The organism is Flavobacterium sp. 38 (genome assembly GCF_057799715.1).
The window spans coordinates 43,214-66,758 of the sequence record NZ_JBYNWZ010000001.1 but is presented as its reverse complement, the minus strand read 5'-3'; the positions used below and the strand labels follow the sequence as shown (position 1 = coordinate 66,758).

Sequence of the window (23,545 nt, the reverse complement as noted above, 5' to 3'; positions counted from 1 at the left end):
TGCTTTTAAAAATGTTAATTATGAATAAAATTGTAGGAGATAATCTAAAAGTTTTAAGAAAATCAAAGAATATGTCACAAGAAGAGGCAGCTGATCACTTACAAATCTCACAATCTACTTATGCCAGAATGGAGCGAGGAGAAAGTACTTCTTGGACTATTCATTTTAAGAAAATCTGCCAAATTTTCGAAATTAGTCCAGAAGAATTGGTTAGAAAAGGATTGGGAAATTCTGCCTGTGAAAGTTTAATAAATACAGAGCGCCAAACACAAATCGCATTGCAGGGTGTTTATATGAAAATTATAAAAAAGTATGAGTTGGAAATTGAAGATCTGAAAACAATTATAAAACACTTAAATAAAGGAAAAAACTAATTTTTTCTTCTTTTTAATTGTGTATAAGTTATAAGAATTCCAACTGTAGATAAAAAGGGACCAATTACCAATTTAAAATCTGAATAAGAAATGTCTTGTCTATCTCTTGTAAGCAATGGACTTAAGGATATACCAATGTATAAGAAACCAAGAATAATAAAAACGAGTAAAAAAGCCTTTTTTGTCATTTTGAATTATAATTGTAGAATGAAAAATCGTAATCGTTTCATAATTAATGATTTTTGGAAAGGATTTTTCATAAATTGAAAAGTAAATATAATTAAAAAAGAAACAAGTAAGGAAAATTCTTTCGTAATAAAAAAGGCTCCACTTTATTAAGCGAAGCCCTTCCAATAATTTGTGAATTAAATAATTACCTTTTATAAAGCAATATTAGTTTAATTCTTTAGTCACAATCTGCATTGTTTCACGGCTAACTTGTTTCAATAAAACTGCTTTGTTTTTCTCAACCGTTTCTGCCGCTTCTTCTGTAAAGTGACGGATTGTATATAAGGTCACATTTTCGCTGTATTCTACTTTGAATTTTTTAGAAAGAATGGCATTCAATTCTGGGAAATTTCCAAATTTATCTTCCACACAAACAGAGAAACTAATTGCAGAGTTCTGAATTAAATTTACTTTGATTTTAAATTCGTGAAATAATCCAAAGATCTCGCTGATGTTTTCTTCCATAATGAAAGAGAAATCAATTGAAGAAAGCGAAATTAAAAGCTGTTCTCTTTTTACAATAAAACATGGATACTGTGGCTCCAAATCGACACCTTTAGAAACGCAAGTTCCTTTTAAAAGCGGATTAATAAACGATTTTACGTATAATGGAATTTCTTTTTTCTGTAAAGGCTGCAATGTTTTTGGGTGAATAACCGTTGCTCCATAAAAAGCTAATTCGATTGCTTCACGATAAGAAATCTGATTCAAAAGACTTGCATTTTCAAAATAACGCGGGTCTGCATTCATAACTCCAGGAACGTCTTTCCAAATTGTTACACTTTCGGCATTTAAACAATATGCAAATATACCAGCAGTATAATCTGAACCTTCACGGCCCAAAGTTGTTGTAAAGTTGTTTTCGTCTGCTCCCAAGAAACCTTGTGTAATATTCAAAACTTTTCTTGGTACATTTTTACTGATGTTTTGCTGCGTAACTTCCCAGTCCACTCCAGCGTCTCTATAGTTTGCATCAGTTTTAATGAAGTTGCGAACGTCAAGCCATTGCGTCTGAATTCCCATGAAATTCATAAAATAACTTAAGATATTAGTCGAAATCAATTCACCAAAACTTACCACCTGATCGTAAACAAAGTTGTAATTTGGAGATTTATTATGCGCTAAAAAATATTCTAATTCAGCAAACTGTGCATTTACAGCTGCGAAAACTTCGTGCTTTTCATCTTCAAACAAATCCAATAAGATTTGATTGTGGTATTTTTTGATTTCTTGAACAGAAGAATTTAGTTCTGTCGATTTTTCAAAATAATTCTTGATTACAACTTCAAGAGCATTTGTTGTTTTTCCCATAGCCGAAACTACAAGAATTACGTCTTCGTAACCTACTTTTTGTAAAACGTCGTATACGTTTTTAATTCCATCTGCATCTTTTACCGATGCTCCTCCAAATTTAAATACTCTCATTTTTTAATTATAGATTTTTAGATTTTAGATTTCAGATTGGGGCGAAATCATATGATTTTTTTCGCCACGAATTCACGAATTATCTTTTTAAATCTTTGCGAATAAAAATTCGTGAATTCGTGGCGAACATTTTTTTTATAATTTTTCTAAGAACGCATTAACTCCTGCTTCATCCATTTGAACAACTTGCCAGTCGTCTAAGATTTTGGCGCCAGAATTTTTGTAGAAATTCACTGCTGGTGTATTCCAAGCCAGCACATTCCATTCAACTCTTCTTACGTTATCTCTTTTTCCTTGCTTCATGATTTCAGCGTAAAGAGCAGAACCTAATCCAGTACCGCGCATTTTCTCTTTTACAATCAAATCTTCAAGGTGAATTGTTTTTCCTTTCCAAGTAGAATAGCGATAATAATACAAAGCTATTCCAACAATTTCCTTCTGTTTTTCTTCGTTTTCAATCTCTGCCACAAAAACGTGAAACAATGGTTTTTCTCCAAAACCGTCACGTATTAAATCTTCTTCAGTAATAACGACTGCATCAGGTTCTTTTTCGAATATTGCCAGCTCCTGAATAAGCCCTAACACCGATTTCATGTCTTCAGGATTTCCTTTTCTAATATTCATGTATTCGTATTTTTAATTATTTATTATCTAAAAAAGCGCCGTTTTATCCATTGCTTTTTGCAGATAATTAGCAAATATACAATAGTAGCAAACTAACAAAATAATTTTTAAATCATTCTCACAAAATAGACGATATTTGTGACTTAAAAATAAAACTATAACGATTTAGAAATGGAAGAACGCAATAAAACACTGGGAGAGTTTATTATTGAGAACCAAAAAGCATTTCAGTATTCGTCGGGAGAACTCTCGCGAATTATTAACTCTATTCGATTGGCTGCCAAGGTTGTTAATCATAAAGTTAATCAAGCAGGTTTAGTAGATATTGTTGGCGCCGCTGGCGAACAGAATATCCAAGGAGAAGACCAGCAAAAATTAGATGTCTATGCAAACGAAGTATTTATCCAGACGTTAATAAACCGTGAGATTGTCTGTGGTATTGCTTCAGAAGAAAACGACGATTTTATAACAGTTCAGGGGAGCGACAACTGTCATAATAATAAGTACGTGATCTTAATGGATCCGCTAGACGGATCTTCAAACATTGATGTAAATGTTTCTGTGGGAACTATCTTTTCTGTTTTCAGAAGAGTGACCCCAATAGGAACCCCGGTAACTAGCGAGGATTTTTTACAGCCGGGAATCAATCAAGTTGCAGCAGGCTATGTAATTTATGGAACTTCAACTATGCTTGTGTATACTACTGGACATGGGGTGAATGGTTTTACACTAAATCCGGCGATAGGTACATTTTACCTTTCGCATCCAAACATGAAATTTCCAAAAAATGGAAATATCTACTCGGTAAACGAGGGTAATTATGTTCATTTTCCGCAAGGAGTAAAAAATTACATTAAATATTGCCAGCGCGAAGAAGGAGACAGACCGTATACTTCTAGATATATTGGAAGTTTGGTAGCCGATTTTCATCGAAATATGATCAAAGGCGGTATCTACATTTATCCGACAAGTTCAAAAGCGCCAAAAGGGAAATTACGTTTGCTTTACGAATGTAATCCGATGGCATTTTTAGCAGAACAAGCGGGCGGAAAAGCAACTGACGGTTTTGGAAGAATTATGGAAATCCAACCGACAGAACTGCACCAAAGAGTACCTTTTTTCTGTGGAAGTTATAATATGGTCGAAAAAGCTGAGGAGTTTATGGCTGAAGCGAATTAATTTTTTTGTTTCAAGTTTCAGGTTTCAAGTTTACTTTGGACAATAGATAGCAAACCCGACAGGTTTTAAAACCTGTCGGGTTTCTTTCATTTTGTCATTCCGTTAGGAATGTTTCATTGGTAGAAAAACAAATTAAATTGGAGTTATACGTTCCGTAGGAACGTTTGATCAATACATTTTTCCAAAAAAATCAGGTGTCCCTACAGGACACATGTGAAATCATAATGCTGCTAATTACCAACCAAATATTCCTAATGGAATAATAAATATTTGTATTAAAAAAACTGTCTTTTTTTAATATTATAATTGTCCAATTTGACTATAAAATGAAACCCCGACAAAATTTTAAAAATCTGTCGGGGTTCTAAATTTAAATGTATTTCAATTTTCAGGTGTCAAGGTAAACTGAAAACTATCCCGAAACTTCGGGACTGAAGACTACTTATTCATATTCTCCATTTCGAAAAGGAAAGTATCCAAATCTACTTTTTTGTCTACAAGAGAAAGTGCTTTAGAAACAATATAGTTTACGTTTCCTGGAGTAAAACCTAATGCAAGTCCCATACGGGTTAACATTACTTCCTGCAAATCTCCTAAATGGTGGTCAACGTGAACCATTCTTGCTAAGTCATACAGACGCTCTAAACGCTGCGTGTATAAATAAGGAGGATTTATTGGGTGTTTCCAAGGATCTGCAAGAATCTCTTTGTATTCTTCTTCAGAGATTTGTAAAGTCGAAGCAATTTTATCCAAGAACTCTTGTTCTTCTGTACTTATTTTTCCGTCAGCAAAAGCAACGCGCACAATTGCAGAGAAATGACCTCTGTTTCTTTGTTTAAATTCGTTATCAAATAATTCTGAAAATGGCATAATTAGTTAATTTTATATCAAACAAATATAGCCCAAATTTTAAATTATTGATTTTAAAATTCTCATAAAATTTAACTTATTTTTATTGAAGGATTTGCTGGCCTAAATCTTTAATTTTGAAAATTAATCGTAAGTTTACAGCCCCTAATTATTTAATTACAAATACCTATGTCACAATTTTGGATTTATTTTCAAATAGGATTAAAACACGTTTTAGATATCAATGCTTACGATCACGTTCTTTTTTTAATCGCCTTAACCGTTCCGTATTTATTTAAAGACTGGAAAAGAATTTTCTTATTGGTTTCTCTTTTTACAATTGGTCATACTTTGGCTTTAATTCTTTCTGTTTATGGAATTATAACTATAAAAGTAGATCTTGTAGAATTCCTGATTCCGATAACAATTTTAGTAACCGCTCTTTATCATTTGTTTACGGCTGGAAAGACCTCAAAAAATGATGGCGTAAATCTGGTATTTTTCATAACTTTATTCTTTGGAATTATTCACGGACTAGGTTTTTCAAATTATTTCAAAACAATTTTAGGAGGTTCTGCAACCTCAAAATTGTTACCTTTGGGAGAGTTTGCCTTAGGAATCGAAGCTGCACAGTTAGTAGTGGTTTTTGTTGTTCTGGTAATTTCATATATAGTGCAGACGGTTTTCCGTTTTTCAAAACGCGACTGGGCACTTGTAATGTCGGCTTTCATTATTGGAGTTGTAATTCCGATGATTATTGAAAGTCCAATTTGGAACAGATAAAATTAAATGGAAGTAAAAAAACGGAATAAATACGATAGGGCTTATCTGCGAATTGCAAAAGAGTGGAGCCTGCTTTCTTACTGTAAACGTAAACAAGTTGGCGCGATTATCGTAAAAGACAGAATGATCATTTCTGACGGTTACAACGGAACACCGTCTGGATTTGACAATTGCTGCGAAGACGAAGAAGGATTAACACGCTGGGACGTTTTACACGCCGAAGCAAATGCAATCCTGAAAGTAGCAAGATCAACACAGTCTTGCGAAGGAGCGACTTTGTATATCACGCTTTCGCCTTGCAAAGAATGCAGCAAATTAATACATCAGTCTGGAATAAAAAGAGTGGTGTATAAAGATGGATATCGAGACGATTCCGGAATTCAATTTTTAATAAAAGCAGGCGTAGAGGTTGAACATATTCCCGTTTTAGAAGAGTAATGAAATTTAATTCAAAATATCTGCCAATAGTTATCGGAGCTACTTTTGCTCTCGGAACAATAGTGGGAAGCTTAATGAACGCTCCAGCTAGTGACCAGCTTTTGGCTAAAAATTACTCTAAAACCAAACTTAATAAACTCATTGATTTTATCAATACAGAATATGTAGATAGTGTCAATACCGATTCGATCGTAAACCTTACGGTCGATAATATTCTTTCCAAATTAGATCCGCATTCTGTTTATATTCCGCCAAGCGAACAAGCTGAGGTTGCCGAGAGCATGAAAGGTGATTTTGTCGGAATCGGAATCAATTTCTACATGTATAAAGATTCGGTTGCGATTATAAAACCGATTGAAAATGGTCCTTCAGCAAAAGCAGGATTAAAATCTGGCGACCGTATTTTATTCGCTGGAAAAAGCAAATTATACGGACGAAAACTGCCTTCAGACAGTTTGTTCTCAAAATTAAAAGGCCTTCAAGGTTCTGAAATCGAATTGACGGTTTTTAGAAAATCAGAACAAAAGAAACTTAAATTTAAAGTCAAAAGAGATATTATTCCGATCAAAAGTGTCGATGCATCGATTATGATTGGAAATAAAACGGGTTATATTAAAATTAACCGTTTTGCTGAAACCACTTTTAACGAATTCAAAACGGGTTTAGCACGATTAAAACAAAAAGGAATTGAGTCTCTTGTAATTGACCTTCGCGATAATGGTGGCGGTTATATGGAAGAAGCGATTGCTATTGCTGACGAATTTTTAAAAGACAAGCAATTAATAGTTTTCACGAAAAGTAAAAACGGTTCGACTGAAAAAACATACGCAACAAAAGCAGGAAGTTTTGAAAGCGGAAAAGTATATGTCTTGATTAATGAAAATAGTGCTTCTGCCAGTGAAATTTTAGCGGGAGCTATTCAGGATAATGATCGAGGAACTATTGTTGGAAGACGTTCCTTCGGAAAAGGTTTGGTTCAAAGAGAAATGGATTTTAATGACGGATCGGCAGTTCGATTAACTGTTGCGCGTTATTATACTCCGACAGGAAGATCGATTCAAAAACCGTATAAAAAAGGAAACGAAGCCTATTTTAAAGAATCTGAATCTAGAATTGCAACAGGAGAATTGTACGCAAAAGACAGTATAAAAGTAGCTGATTCTTTAAAATTCAAAACTCCGAAAGGAAAAATCGTTTACGGCGGTGGCGGAATTGTTCCTGATGTTTTTGTGCCAATGGAAGCAGAGCACGGAAATGAAAATGTAGCTTACTTGTTGCAAACTGGAATTGTGGGACATTTTGTTTTTGAAGAATTGGATAAAAATAGAAATGCTTTTGCAGGTGATAGCTTCGCTGAATTTTTAGCTAAAATGAAAAACTCAGATGTATATTTCAAAAAATTCAAGAATTACATTCTGATGACAGGTTTAGATTTAAAATTGGATAAAACCAAAGCGCTTGTAAATCGTCATATCACGGCCGAATTTGCGCGTCAGCTGTATGGAGAATTGTATTTTTATGATGTGATTCTGAAAGATGATGCCATGATTAAAACAATTCTGACTCCGAAGAAATAAGATAAAGGTTTAAAAAATCAATAAATAATAATCAGCAAATCTGCTAAATCTGCGAGAAGTATTTTAAGCTTGCAGATTTAGCAGATTTTAAATGATTTAGTAAGCCTTTGAGATTTGATCTAATAGTAACTTCAATCTTTATATCATGAAAATAGAAACCGTTGTTGATGCAGAAATCGAACTTTTAACTGCAATTAAAAAATCGGATGTTATGGCTTTGGATACCATCCTTCATGATGATTTATTGTTCAACATGCCCGACGGACAAACGATAACCAAAGAATTTGATTTGCAAGCCTATCGTTCTGGAAAAATGAAAATCGATTCGCTAGAAGCCTCAGATCAAATTGTAAATATAATTGAGAATACCGCTGTAGTCGCTGTTACTGTTTCATTAAAAGGAACTTACGATACTACTGCAATAAATGGCGTTTTCAAATACATTAGAGTTTGGAAAAAATCGGGTAAAAATTTAAAAGTTATTGCAGGAAGTTGCGTTCAGCTGGCATAAAGTTTGAAGCAGGAAAAATAATATTAACTTAAAGCGTAATTCCGAAATCTAAACATAAATCAGTGTTTAATTTGCGGTCTAAACTAAATGATATGAAAAATTTAAAAAGAATAAGTCTGTTAGCAATTTTGATGGCTTTTGTAATCTCTTGTACTTCTATGAAAAATGATGCAAATAATCCAGTTACAGGAAAAGTAGAATCAATTGAAGGAGGAAAAGACGGTTATACAGCAAAAATTACAACAGACAGTAAAGAAGTCTATTTTGCAACTATCAGTATTGTAAACGTTGGAGGACCTCAAAACTACAAACAAGTAAAAATCGGCGATGTAATCTCTGTAAAAGGAGAAAAATGGAAAACAGAAGATGAAAACCATATAAAAGTAACCCAAATCGTTTCGGTTAAGTAAAAAACTAAAAAAATAAACCATGTAAGTCATATAAGTTCATTTAATTTATACGCAAAGTATAATATGAACTTATATGACTTATATGGTTTAATAAATTTTATGAGATTTTATCGAATACTATCGTGAGCATGAGTTTGCGTGCCATTATTCCATAATGTAAGAATATCTGTTGCAACAGCAGCGCCACTTCCGGCAGCAATTGCCAATTGGCTTCTCCAGCCTGCTAAAGTTCCGATTACATAAATACCATCAGCAATTTTATGATCTTCGTTTTTAAGCTGAATGCGCTGTTTTTCTGGAAGCGCTTTTTTGTGAGGTTCAACAAATTGCATCAAACCTTCGATGTCGAAAGTATTGGCAGAACCAATTCCCACTACAATATTTCTTGTTTTGTATGAATTTTTGTTGGTCACTACGGTAAATTCAGGGTAACTGCCCTCAATTTTCATCACTTTTTCATTAGGAATCTGAGTAATGTGCGGATAAGTTGCCGCTAAGTCTTCTGTGCTTTCAGTTAAAAGTTCAGAACCCAATTTTCCTGGAGTAATTCCGTAAGCGTTATAAAATATAGCCTCTTGTAAAGAAGAATTTTTCTGATGCGTAAAAATTCCGATTTTTTTGTCAGTAACAAAAGTTTTGTTTTTTGCGGATCCTAAGACAAGAGCACAAGACATTCCTGATACTCCTCCGCCAATAATTAAAACATCAAACATATTATCTGTTGTCATTCATTTTTTCTTCAATTCTTTTTGAAATTCTAAAAATCAAAAGAATCAAAACAGCGCAAAATGAAGCGGCGATTCCAATAAAAGCTACCATACTATCTCCTTGAAAAGGGTTTTTAAAGTCTAATAGCGTAATATTAAAAACGATTAAAGCTAATGCCAAAAGCACTAAGATTGAAGTGAAAATTTTCATAGATTGTTTTTGTTTTTGTCTAAAATAATAAAGTAGAACTTTATGGAGGGTATGCCTTAAAGTTGTATTTTAGAAATTTTACGGGGTAAATTTATAAAAATAAATTTTAGACAAACAAACCTTTAACATTAGCAGCGAATAATTTAACAGCAATTGCTAAAAGTATCACTCCAAATGTCTTGCGAACCACGCCAAGTCCGTTTTCTCCTAACAAATTTTCGATTTTTTTAGAAGATTTTAAAACGATATAAACCAGTATAATATTAAGGACAATCGCAATGATGATATTGATGGTGTGAAATTGAGAACGAAGCGATAATAAAGTAGTCATTGTTCCTGCTCCAGCAATTAAAGGAAACGCTAAAGGAACAATAGAAGCCGAACCTGGCTCTTCGTCACGATAAATTCTGATTCCTAAAATCATTTCCAGAGCAAGAAAGAAAAGTACAAAAGATCCGGCAACGGCAAACGAATGTACATCGATTCCGATAAGATTTAAAAGTCCTTCTCCAACAAAAAGAAAAACAATCATAATAGCTCCAGCAACGATAGAAGCTTTTTCAGATTCGATATGGCCGACTTTTGCTCTTAAATTCACAATAATCGGAATAGAACCAACAATATCAATCACGGCAAAAAGCACCATACTAACGGTAATGATTTCTTTAAAATCGATTTCTAACATATCAATTTGATTTTGAGGAATTAAAATTTGCTGCAAAAGTAAATAATAAAGTTAGGTGATTTTTCGATAGTTTGTATTTTTGTTATAAAAACATGTTTTACATGTTAAAAAAGTGATATTTGTAACAATTATGAATTTTGTCGTGGAGTTTCACAAAGATTTTTGGGAAAGTTCATGAGTTTTACCACAGAGCTACGCAAAGTTTTCACAAAGTTTTTAATTTTTAAAGTTCGCAAAGATTTAAGATTTAAATTTTCACAAAGCTTAATAAAATTTTTGTGCGCCTCTGTGATAAACTTTGTGTAACGCTGTGATAGAATCTCTACGGTACATTTTTTATCTGCTTTCTTTGACTATCTTTGCACTTTATTAAAATACAGTATACTATCATGTTTCAGTTAGGTAAAACTATTATTTCAGAAGATATTCTGGAAAAAGAATTTGTGTGCAACTTGTCGGCTTGTAAAGGAGCTTGTTGCGTGGATGGAGATGCGGGCGCGCCTTTGAGCGAGGCTGAAACGAAAATCTTAGAAGAAATTTATCCTAAAGTAAAACCCTTTTTACGAAAAGAAGGAATAGAAGCTATCGAAGCGCAAGGGACTTGGTTAACCGGAACTGACGGTGATCTTGAAACGCCGCTCATCGATAACAAAGATTGTGCTTATGTAATTTTTGACGGTAAAACAGCGCTTTGCGGAATAGAGCAAGCGTACAATCAAGGAATTGTCGATTGGAAAAAACCGGTTTCTTGCCATTTGTATCCAATTCGTGTAAAAGACTTCACAGAATTTGCAGCAGTTAATTACGACAAATGGGATATTTGCGATGATGCCTGTTCTTTAGGTAAAGAATTGGAAGTTCCAGTTTACAAATTTGTCAAAGAAGCATTAATAAGACGCTTTGGCGAAGATTGGTATATGGAATTGGAAAAGGTTGCTGAAGAGCTCAAAAATTCATAAAAAACAACTATCCGTTATATAGTCTTTTTGACTACATATTTTAACTCAAAAAAATAAAGTTTTGACGCTAAAAAACTTTTTTAAAAACTATTCAAAATAACTTGCATTTTATATTTAAAAGTCTATATTTTACGGCTCTTTCCGAGAATTTAGCACTTTTAAATGTCTCATTTACAAATAATTAATTATTGTCTGAAAAATATCGCAATTTTCGGCCGTTGTTAAAAACTACGTCCGATTGTGAATAAGTTTGACTTTTATTTTTGGCGTTAATTAACAATCTTTGTACTGCTTGTTTAAGCACAAAATTTCAATACAAAAATTAACAGAATCTGTCATGTCACAAATCGAACCAATATTACAAGAAAATAAAAATCGCTTCGTTATTTTTCCGATTAAGCATCATGATATTTGGGAGTGGTATAAAAAGATGGAAGCTAGTTTTTGGACTGCAGAAGAAATCGACTTACACCAAGATTTGACAGACTGGAATAATAAATTGAATGATGATGAAAGATATTTCATCAAACATATCCTAGCATTCTTTGCTGCTTCTGATGGAATCGTAAATGAAAATCTGGCTGAGAATTTTGTAAACGAAGTTCAATATGCTGAAGCGAAGTTTTTCTACGGATTTCAAATCATGATGGAGAATATTCATAGCGAAACGTATTCTTTATTAATTGATACTTATGTAAAAGACGAAGCAGAAAAAACAGAGTTGTTTAATGCTTTGGAAGTTTTTCCTGCAATTGCTAAAAAAGGAGAATGGGCTTTAAAATGGATCGAGTCAGATTCGTTTGCTGAAAGACTTATTGCTTTTGCTGCAGTTGAAGGAATCTTTTTCTCAGGAGCTTTCTGTTCAATTTATTGGTTGAAAAAACGTGGTTTAATGCCAGGTTTGACTTTCTCTAATGAATTGATTTCTCGTGACGAAGGCGTACACTGTGATTTTGCAGTTCACTTGCACAATCATCATTTGGTAAACAAAGTGCCAAAAGAAAGAATTAAAGAAATTATTGTTGATGCATTAGATATCGAAAGACAATTTGTAACTGAATCTCTTCCGGTAAGTTTAATTGGTATGAATGCTGGTTTAATGACACAGTATTTAGAGTTTGTTGCCGATAGACTTTTGGTTGAACTAGGTTGTGAGCGTGTTTACGGATCAGCAAATCCATTCGATTTCATGGACATGATTTCACTTCAAGGAAAAACTAATTTCTTTGAAAAACGTGTTGCAGAGTATCAAAAGTCAGGTGTGATGAACAATGACAGTGACGCTCAAAAAATTTCATTTGATGCAGATTTTTAGACAACAAAAATACTTTTAGCGTCTTATATCCTCAAGAGGCACTAAAAAAGATTACAAGGAATATTTTAAGGTTGAATCTCTTTCCCAAATCGCAGATTCAATAGCAATTTTAGGCGCATTTAAATTCGATTTTCGAATTTGAAACGAGTAACTATTGAGAATTTGGTAATTCTCTAAAATTAATTTTAAAACACGCAATGTTTAAGTGCTGGAGTTCGTTCTCTAGGTACTTTCATTTTTTCAATAACTATAAAAGGTAAGCTTATGTATGTAGTAAAAAGAGATGGCCACAGAGAGCCCGTAATGTTTGATAAGATTACAGAAAGAATCAAAAAATTGTGTTACGGCTTAAATGAGCTCGTAGATCCAGTTAAGGTAGCCATGAGGGTTATCGAAGGATTGTATGATGGGGTTTCGACTTCTGAATTGGATAATCTTGCAGCAGAAACGGCGGCTTCTATGACAATTGCGCATCCAGATTATGCTCAATTGGCAGCTCGTGTAGCAATTTCTAACTTGCATTCAAATACCAAAAAATCTTTCTCAGAAACGATGAAAGATATGTATCACTACGTAAATCCAAGAAACGGGCAAGATGCGCCATTAATTGCTGATGACGTATACAAAGTGATTCAGGAAAATGCTGCTTTTTTAGATTCTCATATTATCTATACAAGAGATTTTAATTACGATTACTTTGGTTTCAAAACCTTAGAGCGTTCTTATCTTCTTAAAATAAACGGAAAAATCGTTGAGCGTCCGCAGCACATGTTAATGCGTGTATCTGTTGGTATTCACTTAGATGATTTAAAATCGGTTATTGAAACTTATGATTTAATGTCTAAAAAGTTCTTTACGCATGCAACGCCAACGTTGTTCAATGCAGGAACTCCAAAACCTCAAATGTCTTCTTGTTTCCTTTTGGCAATGCAAGATGATAGTATTGATGGAATCTACGATACATTAAAACAAACAGCTAAAATTTCGCAGTCAGCGGGAGGAATTGGACTTTCTATTCATAACGTTCGTGCGACTGGATCTTACATTCGCGGTACAAACGGAACTTCAAACGGAATTGTTCCGATGTTGAGAGTTTTTAACGATACTGCACGTTACGTAGATCAAGGAGGTGGAAAACGTAAAGGAAGTTTTGCGATTTACATCGAAACTTGGCATGCTGATATTTTTGATTTCTTGGATTTAAAGAAAAATACAGGAAAAGAAGAAATGCGTGCAAGAGATTTATTCTTCGCAATGTGGACTTCAGATTTGTTTATGAAACGTGTACAGGAAGATTCGACTTGGACTTTAATGTGTCCTAACGAATGTCCAGGATTATATGATGTTTACGGAGACGAATTCGAAAAATTATATACAGATTACGAATTCCAAAATAAAGGAAGAAAAACAATCCGTGCTCGTGAATTGTGGGAGAAAATCCTAGAATCTCAAATCGAGACTGGAACGCCATATATGTTGTACAAAGATGCAGCAAACCGTAAATCGAACCATAAAAATTTAGGAACTATTCGTTCTTCTAACTTGTGTACAGAGATTATGGAGTTTACGTCTAAAGACGAAATCGCTGTTTGTAACTTAGCTTCGATCTCATTGCCAATGTTTATTGATAATGGAAAATTTGATCATGATGCACTTTACAATGTTACAAAACGTGTAACTCGTAACTTGAATAAAGTAATCGACAGAAACTATTACCCTGTAAAAGAAGCAGAAAACTCAAACATGCGCCACCGTCCGGTTGGATTAGGAGTGCAAGGTTTGGCTGATGCTTTCATCATGTTGCGTATGCCATTTACAAGTGATGAAGCAAAACAATTGAACCAAGAGATTTTCGAAACATTATACTTTGCAGCTGTAACGGCTTCTATGGAAATGGCAAAAGAAGAAGGTCCATATTCTACATTTGCAGGTTCGCCAATGTCACAAGGAGAATTCCAATACAACATGTGGGGAATGAAAGATGAGGAATTATCAGGACGATGGGACTGGGCTTCTTTAAGAAAAGAAGTTATGGAACATGGAGTTCGTAACTCATTGTTAGTTGCGCCAATGCCAACCGCTTCAACTTCTCAGATTCTTGGAAACAACGAAGCTTTCGAACCTTATACTTCAAACATTTATACACGTCGTGTATTGTCTGGAGAGTTTATCGTAGTAAATAAACATTTACTAGAAGACTTGGTAAAACTAGGTTTATGGAACGAGACATTGAAACAGGAAATTATGCGTCATAACGGATCTATTCAAAATATTGATATTATTCCGCAAGACTTAAAAGATCTTTACAAAACGGTTTGGGAAATGTCGATGAAAGATATTATCGATATGTCTCGCCAAAGAGGTTATTTTATTGATCAGTCTCAATCATTGAACTTGTTCATGCAAGATGCTAACTATTCTAAACTAACGTCAATGCACTTCTACGCTTGGCAGTCTGGTTTAAAAACAGGAATGTATTACCTAAGAACAAAAGCGGCTGTAGATGCGATTAAATTCACATTAAACAACGATAAAAAAGAGGAAACCGCACCAAGCTTAGTTGCAGAAACAGAAGCTATCTCTGTTGAAGATTATAAAGCAATGTTGTTAAAAGCACAAGCAGCAGATCCAGAGGATTGTGAAATGTGTGGATCTTAATGATTTTAGAGTTTAGATCTGAGATTTTAGATTTAAGTTGATATATGAAAAGCAGTTATTATTTTGATAACTGCTTTTTTTATATGTGTTTTTTTGCTTTCTCCCCAATCTTGTCATTTCGAGGCACGAGAAATCTCCGCAAGAAACTCTACAAAGATTGGCGAAATACTTTACGGAGCTACTTGCGGAGATTTCTCGTGCCTCGAAATGACAAAACTATACTTAAAATAAAAAAACTTTGCGCCTTAGTGACTTCGTGGCTAAATCAACAATATCCCCAAAAATCCTCCGTTTAGAACTGTTACCAAACACTTTCAAATCTCAGCACCTTAGAATCTCAGCATCTTAGTTCCTTTAAAAAAAATTAAACCTTTTAAAGAGAACGAAGTCTTATTAGTAATAATTTCCAAATTATGAAAAAGAGCAGTCTTTGGTCCTTACGCTTGGGTTTCTCCGGAAAAGAAGCCGAAAAGATAGAAAAACTCGGATTAGAAAAATTTCTAAAGCATTCTTACGACTCAAAATTCGACAAAGAACTTCCTGCTTTTCTGCAAGATGATCCCAAAACTTTATTGGAATTAAAAGAACTTCGCGAGTCGATCAAAAATGCCGATTCAGAATTCAAAAAGAAAGCTTTAAAGAAAGAAGTCTACTCTAATCTTGAACTCAAGAAATGGTGGATTAATAAAATGCGAACTGATGAATTTCCGCTTCGGGAAAATATGGTCTGCTTTTGGCATAATAACTTCGTGTCGACTTCACAAAAAGTAAAAGTCAATTACTGGATTTATCAGCACAATATGATTTTGCGGGAAAATGCTTTTGGCAATTTTAAAGAACTGACCAAACAGATTCTAAAATCAAACGCGATGGTGAGATATCTCGATAATGGCGATAACAAAAAAGGAAAAGTCAACGAAAATCTGAGTCGCGAGCTTCTTGAATTGTTTACTATCGGAATCGGAAATTATTCTGAAGAAGATATTAAAAACGGCGCAAAAGCTTTAGCAGGTTTAAATGTTGGCGATAATGGTGCCGTTTATAGAAAAAATATCGAAGACAATAGCGATAAAACCTATTTCGGAAAAACTGGAAATTGGAAAGCTGATGATTTAGTTGACATCATTTTTGAACAAAAAAATATTCCGTATCTCATTACCCGAAAAATTTTAAAATGGTTTGTATATGATAATCCGCCTGAAAAATTAGTGACGTATTATGGCGATTATTTTAGAAAAGCAAAGTTTGAAATTGAGCCTTTGCTGACCAAAATTTTTACCGAAGAATATGCAAAAGAAAACGCTGGAAGTAAAATTAAAAATCCGCTTATTTATATTTTGCAATTGACAAATGAATTGCAAATGGAAGATTTTGACAACAGAATGGTCCAATACTTCCTGAAGCAACAAGGAATGGATTTGTACAATCAAACCAATGTGAAAGGTTGGGACGGAGGAAATTCCTGGCTGACTTCGCAGATTTATTTACAGCGAAACAATACTTCAGATTTGCTTTGTAAAGGACGAACGATTACTGGGAAATTTCTAAATAAAATGAATGCAGAACCCGAAAAACCTGTTTTGGAAATTAATAAAGTAAAAGTGAAAGTTCAGTTTAATGATGGTGGAAATAATAAAACCATTATTTCGGAATTGTCGGATCGGTTGCTTTTTAAAACAAACGAAGCTATTCAAAAAGATATGGAAAACCTTTTGAAATACGATTTTGATCCAAAAGAGCCTAATGCTGATGCTGCTGTGATTCGATTATTCAATTACATTACCAAACTGCCCGAATATCAATTAATTTAAAAGTTTGAATCATGAACAGAAGAACTTTTTTGACCCTGACAGGAACTTTTACTGGTGGTATGCTTGTGCTTCCGGATTTTCTGCATGCTTTTGGAACACAGCAAAATGTAATTGTCGGCGAACAATGTGTTGTTTTTGTACAGTTGAATGGAGGAAATGACGGACTGAATACTTTTATTCCGTATGATGATCCGCTATATTATGATTTGCGAACCAAAATTGCTTTAAATAAAGATATTGTTGTTGGAAAGAATAAAGGAATGGCATTTCATCCGTCGCTAAAAGATTTTGCTCAAATGCAGCAAAACGGAGATTTATCCGTGATTCAAAATGTGGGTTATCCAGAGCCTGTTCGTTCGCATTTTAGAAGTCAGGAAATTTGGCAGACGGCTGTGGATTCTAATAAATATGTAAACGAAGGCTGGTTGGGGCGTTATTTGGATTTGCAATGTAACGGACATCAGCCAACGGCGGGTGTAAATTTAGATTCGATTGATAATCTGGCTTTGAAAGGAATTGAACCGAATTCGATTACGGTAAAAGATCCGAATCGTTTTAAAGTGAAAGGTGGTATGGAAGATTCAAAATTATCTGATAATCCACAATTGGATTTTGTTCGAAAAATCGCCAATTCGGTTACCGAAGGTTCAGATGAAATTCAGAAAGCATTATCGAAATCAAAATCAGAAAATAGTTATCCAAAAACTGAGCTTTCTAAAAACTTAGAATGGATTGCCCGTTTGATAAAAGGAAATTTGAACTCAAAAGTATATTACACGTCTTTAAACGGATTTGATACGCACGACAATCAGCTTTCGATTCACGAAAGAAAATTGACAGATTTAAATGATTCTATATTTAGTTTCTACAAAGATTTAAAACAAGCCAATCTTCTACAAAATGTTACAATAGTAGTTTTTTCAGAATTTGGACGCCGCGTAAAAGACAACGGAAATGGCACCGATCATGGAACTGCCGCGCCAATGTTCATTATTGGCGGAAATAATAAAGGAACTATTTTAGGCAAAAATCCAAACTTAGCAGACTTAGATAACGGCGATTTAAAATACGAAACCGATTTTAGGAGTGTATATGCTTCTTTATTAAAAGAAAAACTCGATTTTGATTACACGAAGATTGGGATTAAGAATAAAACGGTTTCTGGATTGTTTTAAAGTGTTTTTTTTCGCCACGAATTCACGAATTTTTTTTGAAAATCTAGTCGTTTAATTTGTGCAATTTGTATAAATAGCCACAAAGATTTGCGCTAATTCGTGAATTGCTTCGCCTATTCGCTATCGCTCGAGTCGTGGCGAAAAAAACTAATCCTAGATCATGATTATTTTTCGTTATTAAATTTGCGTAAATTTGTAATCAATAAATTTTATTAATCATGGAAATTAAAAACTTGTCTCAATACAGTAATGCTGAAAAAATAATTCTGGCTGAACAATTGTGGGATAGTGTGTCTAAAGAAGAATTGAGCATTTCCAGTGAAGTTGAAAAAGAACTTGATATTCGACTAAAAAATTTAGAAGAAGGTAAAACCGAATTATATACATGGGATGAGATAAAAGCTCACTTAAAATCTATTAGATAGTGACTAATATTCGTTTTACAAAAGAAGCTTTGTTTGATATCGAGGACATTGTGCTGTGGTACGAAGAGCAAAGAATCGGATTATCGTATGATTTTGAGTTGTGTCTCGAGGCTGGATTAGATACTCTTGTACGAAATCCAGATGCATTTCAAAAAAGATATAAAACAGTAAAAGTTCGTTTCATTTCAAGATTTCCATATGGAATACATTATAAATTTGAAAAGAACGAAATAATAGTGATAGGTGTTTTTCATACTTCCCGTTCACCTAAAAATTGGTCAAAGAGATTAGGTTTAAAATAAACATGAATCTTTTTTAATCTGTTTGAAATTAGAGAAATTGATTATAAAATCACAAAGATTTGCGCTAATTCGTGAATTCGTGGCGAAAAAAATCTCAGAACCTTAGCAACTTACCATCTCAGTACCTTCAAAAAAAAGCCGATTTTTTTACATTATCATACAAATCATCCTAAATTTGTTAAGAAATCCCTTTTTGTTTCATAAAATGCAATCTTTTTTTTGGTGCACTAAAAATAATTTATACATTCGCAGAGAATTTAAACAATAAGACAAACAAAATGGCAAGTAACCGTTTTTATTTTAGCAACAACTTTTATTTCTTCTTTAGTAGAAGTCAGGATTGTGCTATGGTTATTTGAGATCGAATTTTAAGACAAATAAAACTAATATACAATCCTGATGCAAATCAGGATTTTTTTTTGACTATATGACAACGAAAATTGCAATACAAGGTATTAAAGGATCATTTCATCATCAGGTTGTAAAGGAGTATTTCTCTGAAAATGTGGATATTGATGAATGTTTGTCTTTTGAAGAATTGATCGACAGCCTTATTGCCGGAAAATCTGATCAAGCTGTAATGGCAATTGAAAACTCGATTGCAGGGCCGATTATCCCAAATTATGCTTTGATTGACAAGAATAATTTACACATAATTGGAGAGCATTATTTAAATATTCAGCAGAATTTAATGGCTTTAAAAGGTCAGAAAATTGAAGATATTAGAGAAGTTCATTCGCACCCAATGGCACTTTTGCAGTGTATGGATTTCTTGAAACAATATCCAAATATCAAATTGGTTGAGGATAAAGATACAGCAGAAACGGCGAGAAGAATTCAGGAAAAACAGTTGACGGGAATTGCTGCGATTGCAAGTCAGACTGCTGCTGAAATGTACGATCTTGATATTATTGCCCCGGCGATTCAAACGATTAAAAACAATATGACTCGTTTCGTAATCATCAAAAAGCAAAATTCATTTTTGCCAGAAAACGAAATTAACAGAGCTTCTGTAAAATTTGAATTGGACCATAAAAGGGGAAGCTTAGCAGCAGTTTTGAATGTAATGAGCGACTGCAAATTGAATTTGACAAAAATTCAATCGCTTCCAAAAATCGAAACGCCTTGGAAATATTCGTTTTTCGTAGACGTAACATTCGAGAAATACGAAGATTATGCAAAAGCAAAAGCGTTATTAACGATAATGGCAGAATATTTTAAAGTGTTGGGAGAATATAGAAATACAAGACCATAAAAAAGGAAATTCCAAAATTCCAAAATTACAATTCCAATAACAATTGTCAGGCTGAGCGGAGTCGAAGCTCACGAGACAAAAGAAATAAAAAGAGAATAAATAAGAATCATGATAACAACAGCAAAACGATTAGACACAGTTGAAGAATACTACTTCTCATCAAAGTTAAGAGAAGTGAGACAGCTGATGTCTGAAGGAAAACCGATCATCAATATGGGAATTGGAAGCCCAGATTTGAGTCCGTCGAAAGCAGTAATTGAAGCAGTAGCTTCAGCAATTCAGGACGAGAATGGGCATGGTTATCAAAGCTATCAGGGATTGCCAGAAATGAGACAAGCGATGGCGGATTTCTATAAAGATCAGTTTGGTGTTGAAGTGAATCCGAATAATGAGATTTTACCATTAATGGGTTCAAAAGAAGGAATTATGCACATTTCGCTGGCATTTTTAAACGAAGGCGATCACGTTTTAATTCCAAATCCAGGTTATCCGACTTATACTTCGGTAACCAATTTGGTAGGAGCGGTTCCAGTTTATTATGATTTGAAAGAAGATAATCAATGGGAACCAGATTTTGAAGCTTTAGAAAAATTAGATCTTTCGAAAGTAAAATTAATGTGGCTGGGTTATCCGCACATGCCAACAGGAGCGAGAGGAAGTTTAGCGTTATTTGAAAAATTGGTTGCTTTTGCTAAAAAACACAATATATTATTGATCAACGACAATCCGTACAGTTTTGTTTTGAATGATAATCCGATGAGTTTATTGCAGGTTGAAGGTGCTAAAGATGTGGCTTTAGAATTGAATTCATTAAGTAAAACATTCAACATGGCAGGTTGGAGAGTCGGAATGGTTTTAGGGAATCCAGAAATTATCGATGCAGTTCTAAAAGTAAAAAGCAACATGGACAGCGGAATGTATTACGGAATTCAAAAAGGTGCTATTGCAGCTTTAAAATGTGATAAATCTTGGTTTGAAGATAACAATAAAATCTACAGACGAAGAAGAGAATTAACCGAAAAGCTGGCAGAAAAGTTAAACTGCAAAGTATATAAAGAAGGAGTTGGATTGTTCGTATGGGCAAAACTTCCTGGAGGAATCGAATCATCAGAAAAGTTCATTGACGAAATATTATATGAGAAACATATTTTCATCACGCCGGGAACCATTTTCGGAAGCAACGGTGAAGGATATATTAGATTCTCATTGTGTGTAAAAGAAGAAAAAGTACAGGAAGCGATTGATCGATTTTAGTATTAAGATTTAAGAATCAAGAACCAAGATTTTTATCCAGATTGTCAGGCTGAGCGGAGTCGAAGCCTTTCTAGTTGGAATTTGGAATTTTAAAACTTGGAATTTTAAAGAATTATGAAAGTATACGTAATAGGAATAGGGTTAATAGGCGGTTCGATGGTGCTAGACATCAAAGGGCGTTATCCTGATGCGACTATTTTAGGAATCGATAGCAATGAACAGCATTTGCAGGAAGCAATTGAATTAGGCGTTATTGACGAAGCGGGAAGCTTTGAAGATTTACAAAAAGCAGATTTTGTAATCGTATCAGTTCCAGTAGATGTAGCGCTGACGGTTTTACCTAAAGTTTTGGATGAAGTTGGAGATAAAACAATAGTTTTTGAAGTAGGATCGACTAAAAAGCCAATTTGTGAAGCAGTAGCGAATCACCCGAAAAGAAGAAATTTTATTGCTACACATCCGATAGCGGGAACAGAGTTTTCTGGACCATCGGCAGCAATAAGAGGTTTGTTTCAAGGAAAAACAAACATTATTTGTGAAGTCGAAAAGACGGCTTTTAAATTACAAGAGAAAGCATTAAATCTTTTTACTTCAATCGGAATGAGAATTCGATATATGGATCCCGTTTCGCACGACAAACATATTGCTTACGTTTCGCATTTATCGCACATTAGTTCGTTTATGCTCGGAAAAACGGTAATGAATAAAGAAAAAGACGAACAGGATATTTTTGACATGGCGGGAAGTGGATTTGAAAGTACGGTTCGACTAGCAAAAAGTTCACCCGCAATGTGGACACCAATTTTTAAACAAAATAAAGAATACGTTCTGGAAACCTTAGAAGGGTATATTGCAAATCTAACTCAATTTAGAGATTTGCTGGCAGACGACAATTACAACGCCATTTTTGAAGAAATGGAAGGTGTAAATAAAATTAGAGAAATATTAAACGGAATAACTATAAAAAAGTAAACACAATTAAAAATGGAAAATAAGAAAGAAATGAGAAAGTGGTTAGAAGATTTCAATTTAAATCACCCACTTGTGATAGCTGGACCTTGTAGTGCAGAAACTGAGGATCAGGTTTTGAAAATTGCTCATGAATTGAAAGATTCTAAAGTAAGCGTTTTCAGAGCTGGAATCTGGAAACCAAGAACACGCCCAGGAGGATTTGAAGGTGTTGGTGAAATCGGATTAAAATGGTTACAAAAAGCTAAAGCAGAAACTGGTTTATTAATGGGTACTGAAGTGGCAACTGCAGCTCACTGTAAATTGGCTTTAGAACACGATATCGACGTATTATGGGTTGGTGCTCGTACAACAGCAAACCCTTTCGCAGTTCAAGAAATTGCTGATACTTTGAAAGGAACTGATAAAATTGTTTTGGTGAAAAACCCTGTAAACCCAGATTTAGCTTTATGGTTAGGTGGTGTTGAGCGTTTACACATGGCAGGTATCGAGAAATTAGGTGTTATTCACAGAGGTTTCTCTACTTACGAAAAAACTAAATACAGAAACATTCCAGAATGGCAGATTGCTATCGAATTGCAAAATAAATTTCCTGATTTACCATTAATCATTGATCCATCTCATATTACTGGAGATCGTAAAATGATTTTCGAAGTAACTCAAGAGGCTTTAGATTTGAACTACGACGGTATGATCATCGAAACGCACTTCGATCCAGATAATGCTTGGTCTGATGCTGCGCAGCAAGTTACTCCAGATTCTTTGAAACAAATCATTAAAGATTTGACTATCAGAAAAACGGATGATACTACAGACGAGTACAGTCAAAAAATGACAAAACTAAGAGCTAACATCGACGTTTTAGATGCTAACTTATTAGAGTTGTTAGGAAAACGTATGAAAGTAGCTGACGAAATCGGTCAGGTGAAAAAAGATGCTAACGTTGCAATTCTTCAAAACAACCGTTGGAACGAAATCTTAGGAAAGATGATTTTAGAAGGTGAGAAAAAAGGACTTACTGAAGAGTTTGTTTTGAGAATGTTCAAAGCAATTCACCAAGAAAGTATCGGTCACCAAGAAAAAATTTTCAACGCATAATTTTCTTTAAAAACATATAGTGATATAAGATAATTTTAGATTTAAAAATTTTTATTTAAAGTTTTCTTATAGCATTCATTAAAAGTAGATTGTTTTTTAAGAATCCTCAACACTTTGAAAAAAGAGTTGGGGATTTTTTTTTGGGTTTAAACCATATAAGATATATAAGTTTGAAAAGGTTTTTCTTCGCTAGATAACCATAGCCCACGGTTTTAACCGTGGGTACGCAATGTATGTTTGCAATGGTTGATGCAATATACAATCTTTGCACAATGCGTAATTCCAATCTTTGTCCCCACGGTTGAAACCGTGGGCTATGTTTG

24 protein-coding genes are annotated in these 23,545 nt (G+C 34.0%); 18 read left to right on the top strand and 6 right to left on the bottom strand.

The annotated features are described in order from the left end of the window. The first annotated feature begins 20 nt into the window (after positions 1 to 20). The gene (locus tag AC3E9W_RS00295; protein WP_306153240.1) at positions 21 to 374 is read left to right on the top strand and encodes a helix-turn-helix transcriptional regulator; all 354 of its coding nucleotides are present in this window, start codon (positions 21 to 23) and stop codon (positions 372 to 374) included. 393 nt (positions 375 to 767) lie between these two features. Here AC3E9W_RS00295 and AC3E9W_RS00290 read toward each other — a convergent pair whose 3' ends face one another. Both AC3E9W_RS00290 and AC3E9W_RS00285 read right to left on the bottom strand, forming a co-directional pair. Further along, on the bottom strand, positions 768 to 2,027 hold the full coding sequence (locus AC3E9W_RS00290; protein WP_306153239.1) for an aspartate kinase: 1,260 nt from the start codon (positions 2,025 to 2,027) through the stop codon (positions 768 to 770). A 135-nt stretch (positions 2,028 to 2,162) separates the two neighbouring features. Then, positions 2,163 to 2,651: a GNAT family N-acetyltransferase gene (locus AC3E9W_RS00285; protein WP_306153237.1), complete on the bottom strand. Its 489-nt coding sequence runs from the start codon at positions 2,649 to 2,651 to the stop codon at positions 2,163 to 2,165. A 171-nt stretch (positions 2,652 to 2,822) separates the two neighbouring features. Here AC3E9W_RS00285 and fbp point away from each other — a divergent pair, with 171 nt between their 5' ends. Further along, complete coding sequence (gene fbp, locus AC3E9W_RS00280; RefSeq protein WP_488766170.1) at positions 2,823 to 3,830, top strand: class 1 fructose-bisphosphatase; 1,008 nt, start codon at positions 2,823 to 2,825, stop codon at positions 3,828 to 3,830. A gap of 438 nt (positions 3,831 to 4,268) precedes the next feature. On the opposite strand, the gene AC3E9W_RS00275 is transcribed toward fbp, so the two are convergent. After that, a complete protein-coding gene (locus AC3E9W_RS00275) occupies positions 4,269 to 4,700 on the bottom strand; it encodes a tellurite resistance TerB family protein (RefSeq protein WP_306153233.1) in 432 nt (143 codons plus the stop codon). Positions 4,701 to 4,868: 168 nt separating this feature from the next. Here AC3E9W_RS00275 and AC3E9W_RS00270 point away from each other — a divergent pair, with 168 nt between their 5' ends. From AC3E9W_RS00270 to AC3E9W_RS00250, 5 genes are all read left to right on the top strand, one after another. After that, positions 4,869 to 5,462, top strand: coding sequence for a HupE/UreJ family protein (locus AC3E9W_RS00270; RefSeq protein WP_306153232.1), 594 nt, complete (start codon positions 4,869 to 4,871; stop codon positions 5,460 to 5,462). Between the two features lie 6 nt (positions 5,463 to 5,468). Next, a complete protein-coding gene (locus AC3E9W_RS00265) occupies positions 5,469 to 5,900 on the top strand; it encodes a deoxycytidylate deaminase (RefSeq protein WP_306153230.1) in 432 nt (143 codons plus the stop codon). Further along, positions 5,900 to 7,477, top strand: a complete 1,578-nt coding sequence (locus AC3E9W_RS00260) for a S41 family peptidase (protein ID WP_488766167.1) — start codon at positions 5,900 to 5,902, stop codon at positions 7,475 to 7,477. The genes AC3E9W_RS00265 and AC3E9W_RS00260 overlap by 1 nt, the downstream gene beginning before the upstream one ends. A 145-nt stretch (positions 7,478 to 7,622) precedes the next feature. After that, complete coding sequence (locus AC3E9W_RS00255; protein WP_306153226.1) at positions 7,623 to 7,988, top strand: nuclear transport factor 2 family protein; 366 nt, start codon at positions 7,623 to 7,625, stop codon at positions 7,986 to 7,988. Positions 7,989 to 8,080: 92 nt separating this feature from the next. After that, entirely contained in the window at positions 8,081 to 8,398 is a 318-nt protein-coding gene (locus AC3E9W_RS00250; RefSeq protein ID WP_488766165.1) for a hypothetical protein, read from the top strand. 107 nt (positions 8,399 to 8,505) lie between these two features. Here AC3E9W_RS00250 and AC3E9W_RS00245 read toward each other — a convergent pair whose 3' ends face one another. From AC3E9W_RS00245 to AC3E9W_RS00235, 3 genes are all read right to left on the bottom strand, one after another. After that, on the bottom strand, positions 8,506 to 9,111 hold the full coding sequence (locus AC3E9W_RS00245) for an FAD-dependent oxidoreductase (protein ID WP_488767283.1): 606 nt from the start codon (positions 9,109 to 9,111) through the stop codon (positions 8,506 to 8,508). Between the two features lies 1 nt (position 9,112). Then, a complete protein-coding gene (locus AC3E9W_RS00240) occupies positions 9,113 to 9,316 on the bottom strand; it encodes a hypothetical protein (protein WP_008465053.1) in 204 nt (67 codons plus the stop codon). 106 nt (positions 9,317 to 9,422) lie between these two features. After that, on the bottom strand, positions 9,423 to 10,001 hold the full coding sequence (locus tag AC3E9W_RS00235) for a MarC family protein (protein WP_008465051.1): 579 nt from the start codon (positions 9,999 to 10,001) through the stop codon (positions 9,423 to 9,425). A 389-nt stretch (positions 10,002 to 10,390) separates the two neighbouring features. On the opposite strand from AC3E9W_RS00235, the gene AC3E9W_RS00230 reads away from it, so the two are divergent. The 11 genes from AC3E9W_RS00230 (at position 10,391) to AC3E9W_RS00180 (ending at position 23,222) form a co-directional block, all read left to right on the top strand. Then, positions 10,391 to 10,960 (top strand): DUF3109 family protein, encoded by a 570-nt coding sequence (locus tag AC3E9W_RS00230; RefSeq protein ID WP_456894897.1) that lies wholly within the window; start codon positions 10,391 to 10,393, stop codon positions 10,958 to 10,960. A 337-nt stretch (positions 10,961 to 11,297) separates the two neighbouring features. Then, positions 11,298 to 12,275, top strand: a complete 978-nt coding sequence (locus tag AC3E9W_RS00225) for a ribonucleotide-diphosphate reductase subunit beta (RefSeq protein ID WP_179001755.1) — start codon at positions 11,298 to 11,300, stop codon at positions 12,273 to 12,275. Between the two features lie 264 nt (positions 12,276 to 12,539). Continuing rightward, complete coding sequence (locus tag AC3E9W_RS00220; protein ID WP_306153203.1) at positions 12,540 to 14,933, top strand: ribonucleoside-diphosphate reductase subunit alpha; 2,394 nt, start codon at positions 12,540 to 12,542, stop codon at positions 14,931 to 14,933. A gap of 413 nt (positions 14,934 to 15,346) precedes the next feature. Continuing rightward, a complete protein-coding gene (locus tag AC3E9W_RS00215) occupies positions 15,347 to 16,744 on the top strand; it encodes a DUF1800 domain-containing protein (protein ID WP_488766162.1) in 1,398 nt (465 codons plus the stop codon). 11 nt (positions 16,745 to 16,755) lie between these two features. Further along, positions 16,756 to 17,919 (top strand): DUF1501 domain-containing protein, encoded by a 1,164-nt coding sequence (locus AC3E9W_RS00210; RefSeq protein WP_488766160.1) that lies wholly within the window; start codon positions 16,756 to 16,758, stop codon positions 17,917 to 17,919. Between the two features lie 218 nt (positions 17,920 to 18,137). Beyond that, positions 18,138 to 18,344 carry an addiction module protein gene (locus AC3E9W_RS00205; RefSeq protein ID WP_488766159.1) on the top strand — a complete coding sequence of 69 codons (207 nt, stop codon included), beginning with the start codon at positions 18,138 to 18,140 and terminating at the stop codon, positions 18,342 to 18,344. After that, on the top strand, positions 18,344 to 18,646 hold the full coding sequence (locus tag AC3E9W_RS00200; RefSeq protein WP_345140083.1) for a type II toxin-antitoxin system RelE/ParE family toxin: 303 nt from the start codon (positions 18,344 to 18,346) through the stop codon (positions 18,644 to 18,646). The genes AC3E9W_RS00205 and AC3E9W_RS00200 overlap by 1 nt, the downstream gene beginning before the upstream one ends. Positions 18,647 to 19,073: 427 nt before the next feature. After that, positions 19,074 to 19,901 (top strand): prephenate dehydratase, encoded by an 828-nt coding sequence (locus AC3E9W_RS00195; protein WP_488766157.1) that lies wholly within the window; start codon positions 19,074 to 19,076, stop codon positions 19,899 to 19,901. Between the two features lie 108 nt (positions 19,902 to 20,009). Beyond that, complete coding sequence (locus AC3E9W_RS00190) at positions 20,010 to 21,155, top strand: pyridoxal phosphate-dependent aminotransferase (protein ID WP_488766155.1); 1,146 nt, start codon at positions 20,010 to 20,012, stop codon at positions 21,153 to 21,155. A gap of 114 nt (positions 21,156 to 21,269) precedes the next feature. After that, the gene (locus AC3E9W_RS00185) at positions 21,270 to 22,127 is read left to right on the top strand and encodes a prephenate dehydrogenase (protein WP_488766153.1); all 858 of its coding nucleotides are present in this window, start codon (positions 21,270 to 21,272) and stop codon (positions 22,125 to 22,127) included. 12 nt (positions 22,128 to 22,139) lie between these two features. Continuing rightward, positions 22,140 to 23,222 carry a bifunctional 3-deoxy-7-phosphoheptulonate synthase/chorismate mutase type II gene (locus AC3E9W_RS00180; protein WP_125717723.1) on the top strand — a complete coding sequence of 361 codons (1,083 nt, stop codon included), beginning with the start codon at positions 22,140 to 22,142 and terminating at the stop codon, positions 23,220 to 23,222. Positions 23,223 to 23,545 lie beyond the last annotated feature (323 nt).

Excerpts from the sequence above, each read along its gene's own strand:
- AC3E9W_RS00295 (WP_306153240.1), top strand. The coding sequence starts at position 21 with ATGAATAAAATTGTAGGAGATAATCTAAAAGTTTTAAGAAAATCAAAG.
- AC3E9W_RS00290 (WP_306153239.1), bottom strand. The coding sequence starts at position 2,027 with ATGAGAGTATTTAAATTTGGAGGAGCATCGGTAAAAGATGCAGATGGA.
- AC3E9W_RS00285 (WP_306153237.1), bottom strand. The coding sequence starts at position 2,651 with ATGAATATTAGAAAAGGAAATCCTGAAGACATGAAATCGGTGTTAGGG.
- fbp (WP_488766170.1), top strand. The coding sequence starts at position 2,823 with ATGGAAGAACGCAATAAAACACTGGGAGAGTTTATTATTGAGAACCAA.
- AC3E9W_RS00275 (WP_306153233.1), bottom strand. The coding sequence starts at position 4,700 with ATGCCATTTTCAGAATTATTTGATAACGAATTTAAACAAAGAAACAGA.
- AC3E9W_RS00270 (WP_306153232.1), top strand. The coding sequence starts at position 4,869 with ATGTCACAATTTTGGATTTATTTTCAAATAGGATTAAAACACGTTTTA.
- AC3E9W_RS00265 (WP_306153230.1), top strand. The coding sequence starts at position 5,469 with ATGGAAGTAAAAAAACGGAATAAATACGATAGGGCTTATCTGCGAATT.
- AC3E9W_RS00260 (WP_488766167.1), top strand. The coding sequence starts at position 5,900 with ATGAAATTTAATTCAAAATATCTGCCAATAGTTATCGGAGCTACTTTT.
- AC3E9W_RS00255 (WP_306153226.1), top strand. The coding sequence starts at position 7,623 with ATGAAAATAGAAACCGTTGTTGATGCAGAAATCGAACTTTTAACTGCA.
- AC3E9W_RS00250 (WP_488766165.1), top strand. The coding sequence starts at position 8,081 with ATGAAAAATTTAAAAAGAATAAGTCTGTTAGCAATTTTGATGGCTTTT.
- AC3E9W_RS00245 (WP_488767283.1), bottom strand. The coding sequence starts at position 9,111 with ATGTTTGATGTTTTAATTATTGGCGGAGGAGTATCAGGAATGTCTTGT.
- AC3E9W_RS00240 (WP_008465053.1), bottom strand. The coding sequence starts at position 9,316 with ATGAAAATTTTCACTTCAATCTTAGTGCTTTTGGCATTAGCTTTAATC.
- AC3E9W_RS00235 (WP_008465051.1), bottom strand. The coding sequence starts at position 10,001 with ATGTTAGAAATCGATTTTAAAGAAATCATTACCGTTAGTATGGTGCTT.
- AC3E9W_RS00230 (WP_456894897.1), top strand. The coding sequence starts at position 10,391 with ATGTTTCAGTTAGGTAAAACTATTATTTCAGAAGATATTCTGGAAAAA.
- AC3E9W_RS00225 (WP_179001755.1), top strand. The coding sequence starts at position 11,298 with ATGTCACAAATCGAACCAATATTACAAGAAAATAAAAATCGCTTCGTT.
- AC3E9W_RS00220 (WP_306153203.1), top strand. The coding sequence starts at position 12,540 with ATGTATGTAGTAAAAAGAGATGGCCACAGAGAGCCCGTAATGTTTGAT.
- AC3E9W_RS00215 (WP_488766162.1), top strand. The coding sequence starts at position 15,347 with ATGAAAAAGAGCAGTCTTTGGTCCTTACGCTTGGGTTTCTCCGGAAAA.
- AC3E9W_RS00210 (WP_488766160.1), top strand. The coding sequence starts at position 16,756 with ATGAACAGAAGAACTTTTTTGACCCTGACAGGAACTTTTACTGGTGGT.
- AC3E9W_RS00205 (WP_488766159.1), top strand. The coding sequence starts at position 18,138 with ATGGAAATTAAAAACTTGTCTCAATACAGTAATGCTGAAAAAATAATT.
- AC3E9W_RS00195 (WP_488766157.1), top strand. The coding sequence starts at position 19,074 with ATGACAACGAAAATTGCAATACAAGGTATTAAAGGATCATTTCATCAT.
- AC3E9W_RS00190 (WP_488766155.1), top strand. The coding sequence starts at position 20,010 with ATGATAACAACAGCAAAACGATTAGACACAGTTGAAGAATACTACTTC.
- AC3E9W_RS00185 (WP_488766153.1), top strand. The coding sequence starts at position 21,270 with ATGAAAGTATACGTAATAGGAATAGGGTTAATAGGCGGTTCGATGGTG.
- AC3E9W_RS00180 (WP_125717723.1), top strand. The coding sequence starts at position 22,140 with ATGGAAAATAAGAAAGAAATGAGAAAGTGGTTAGAAGATTTCAATTTA.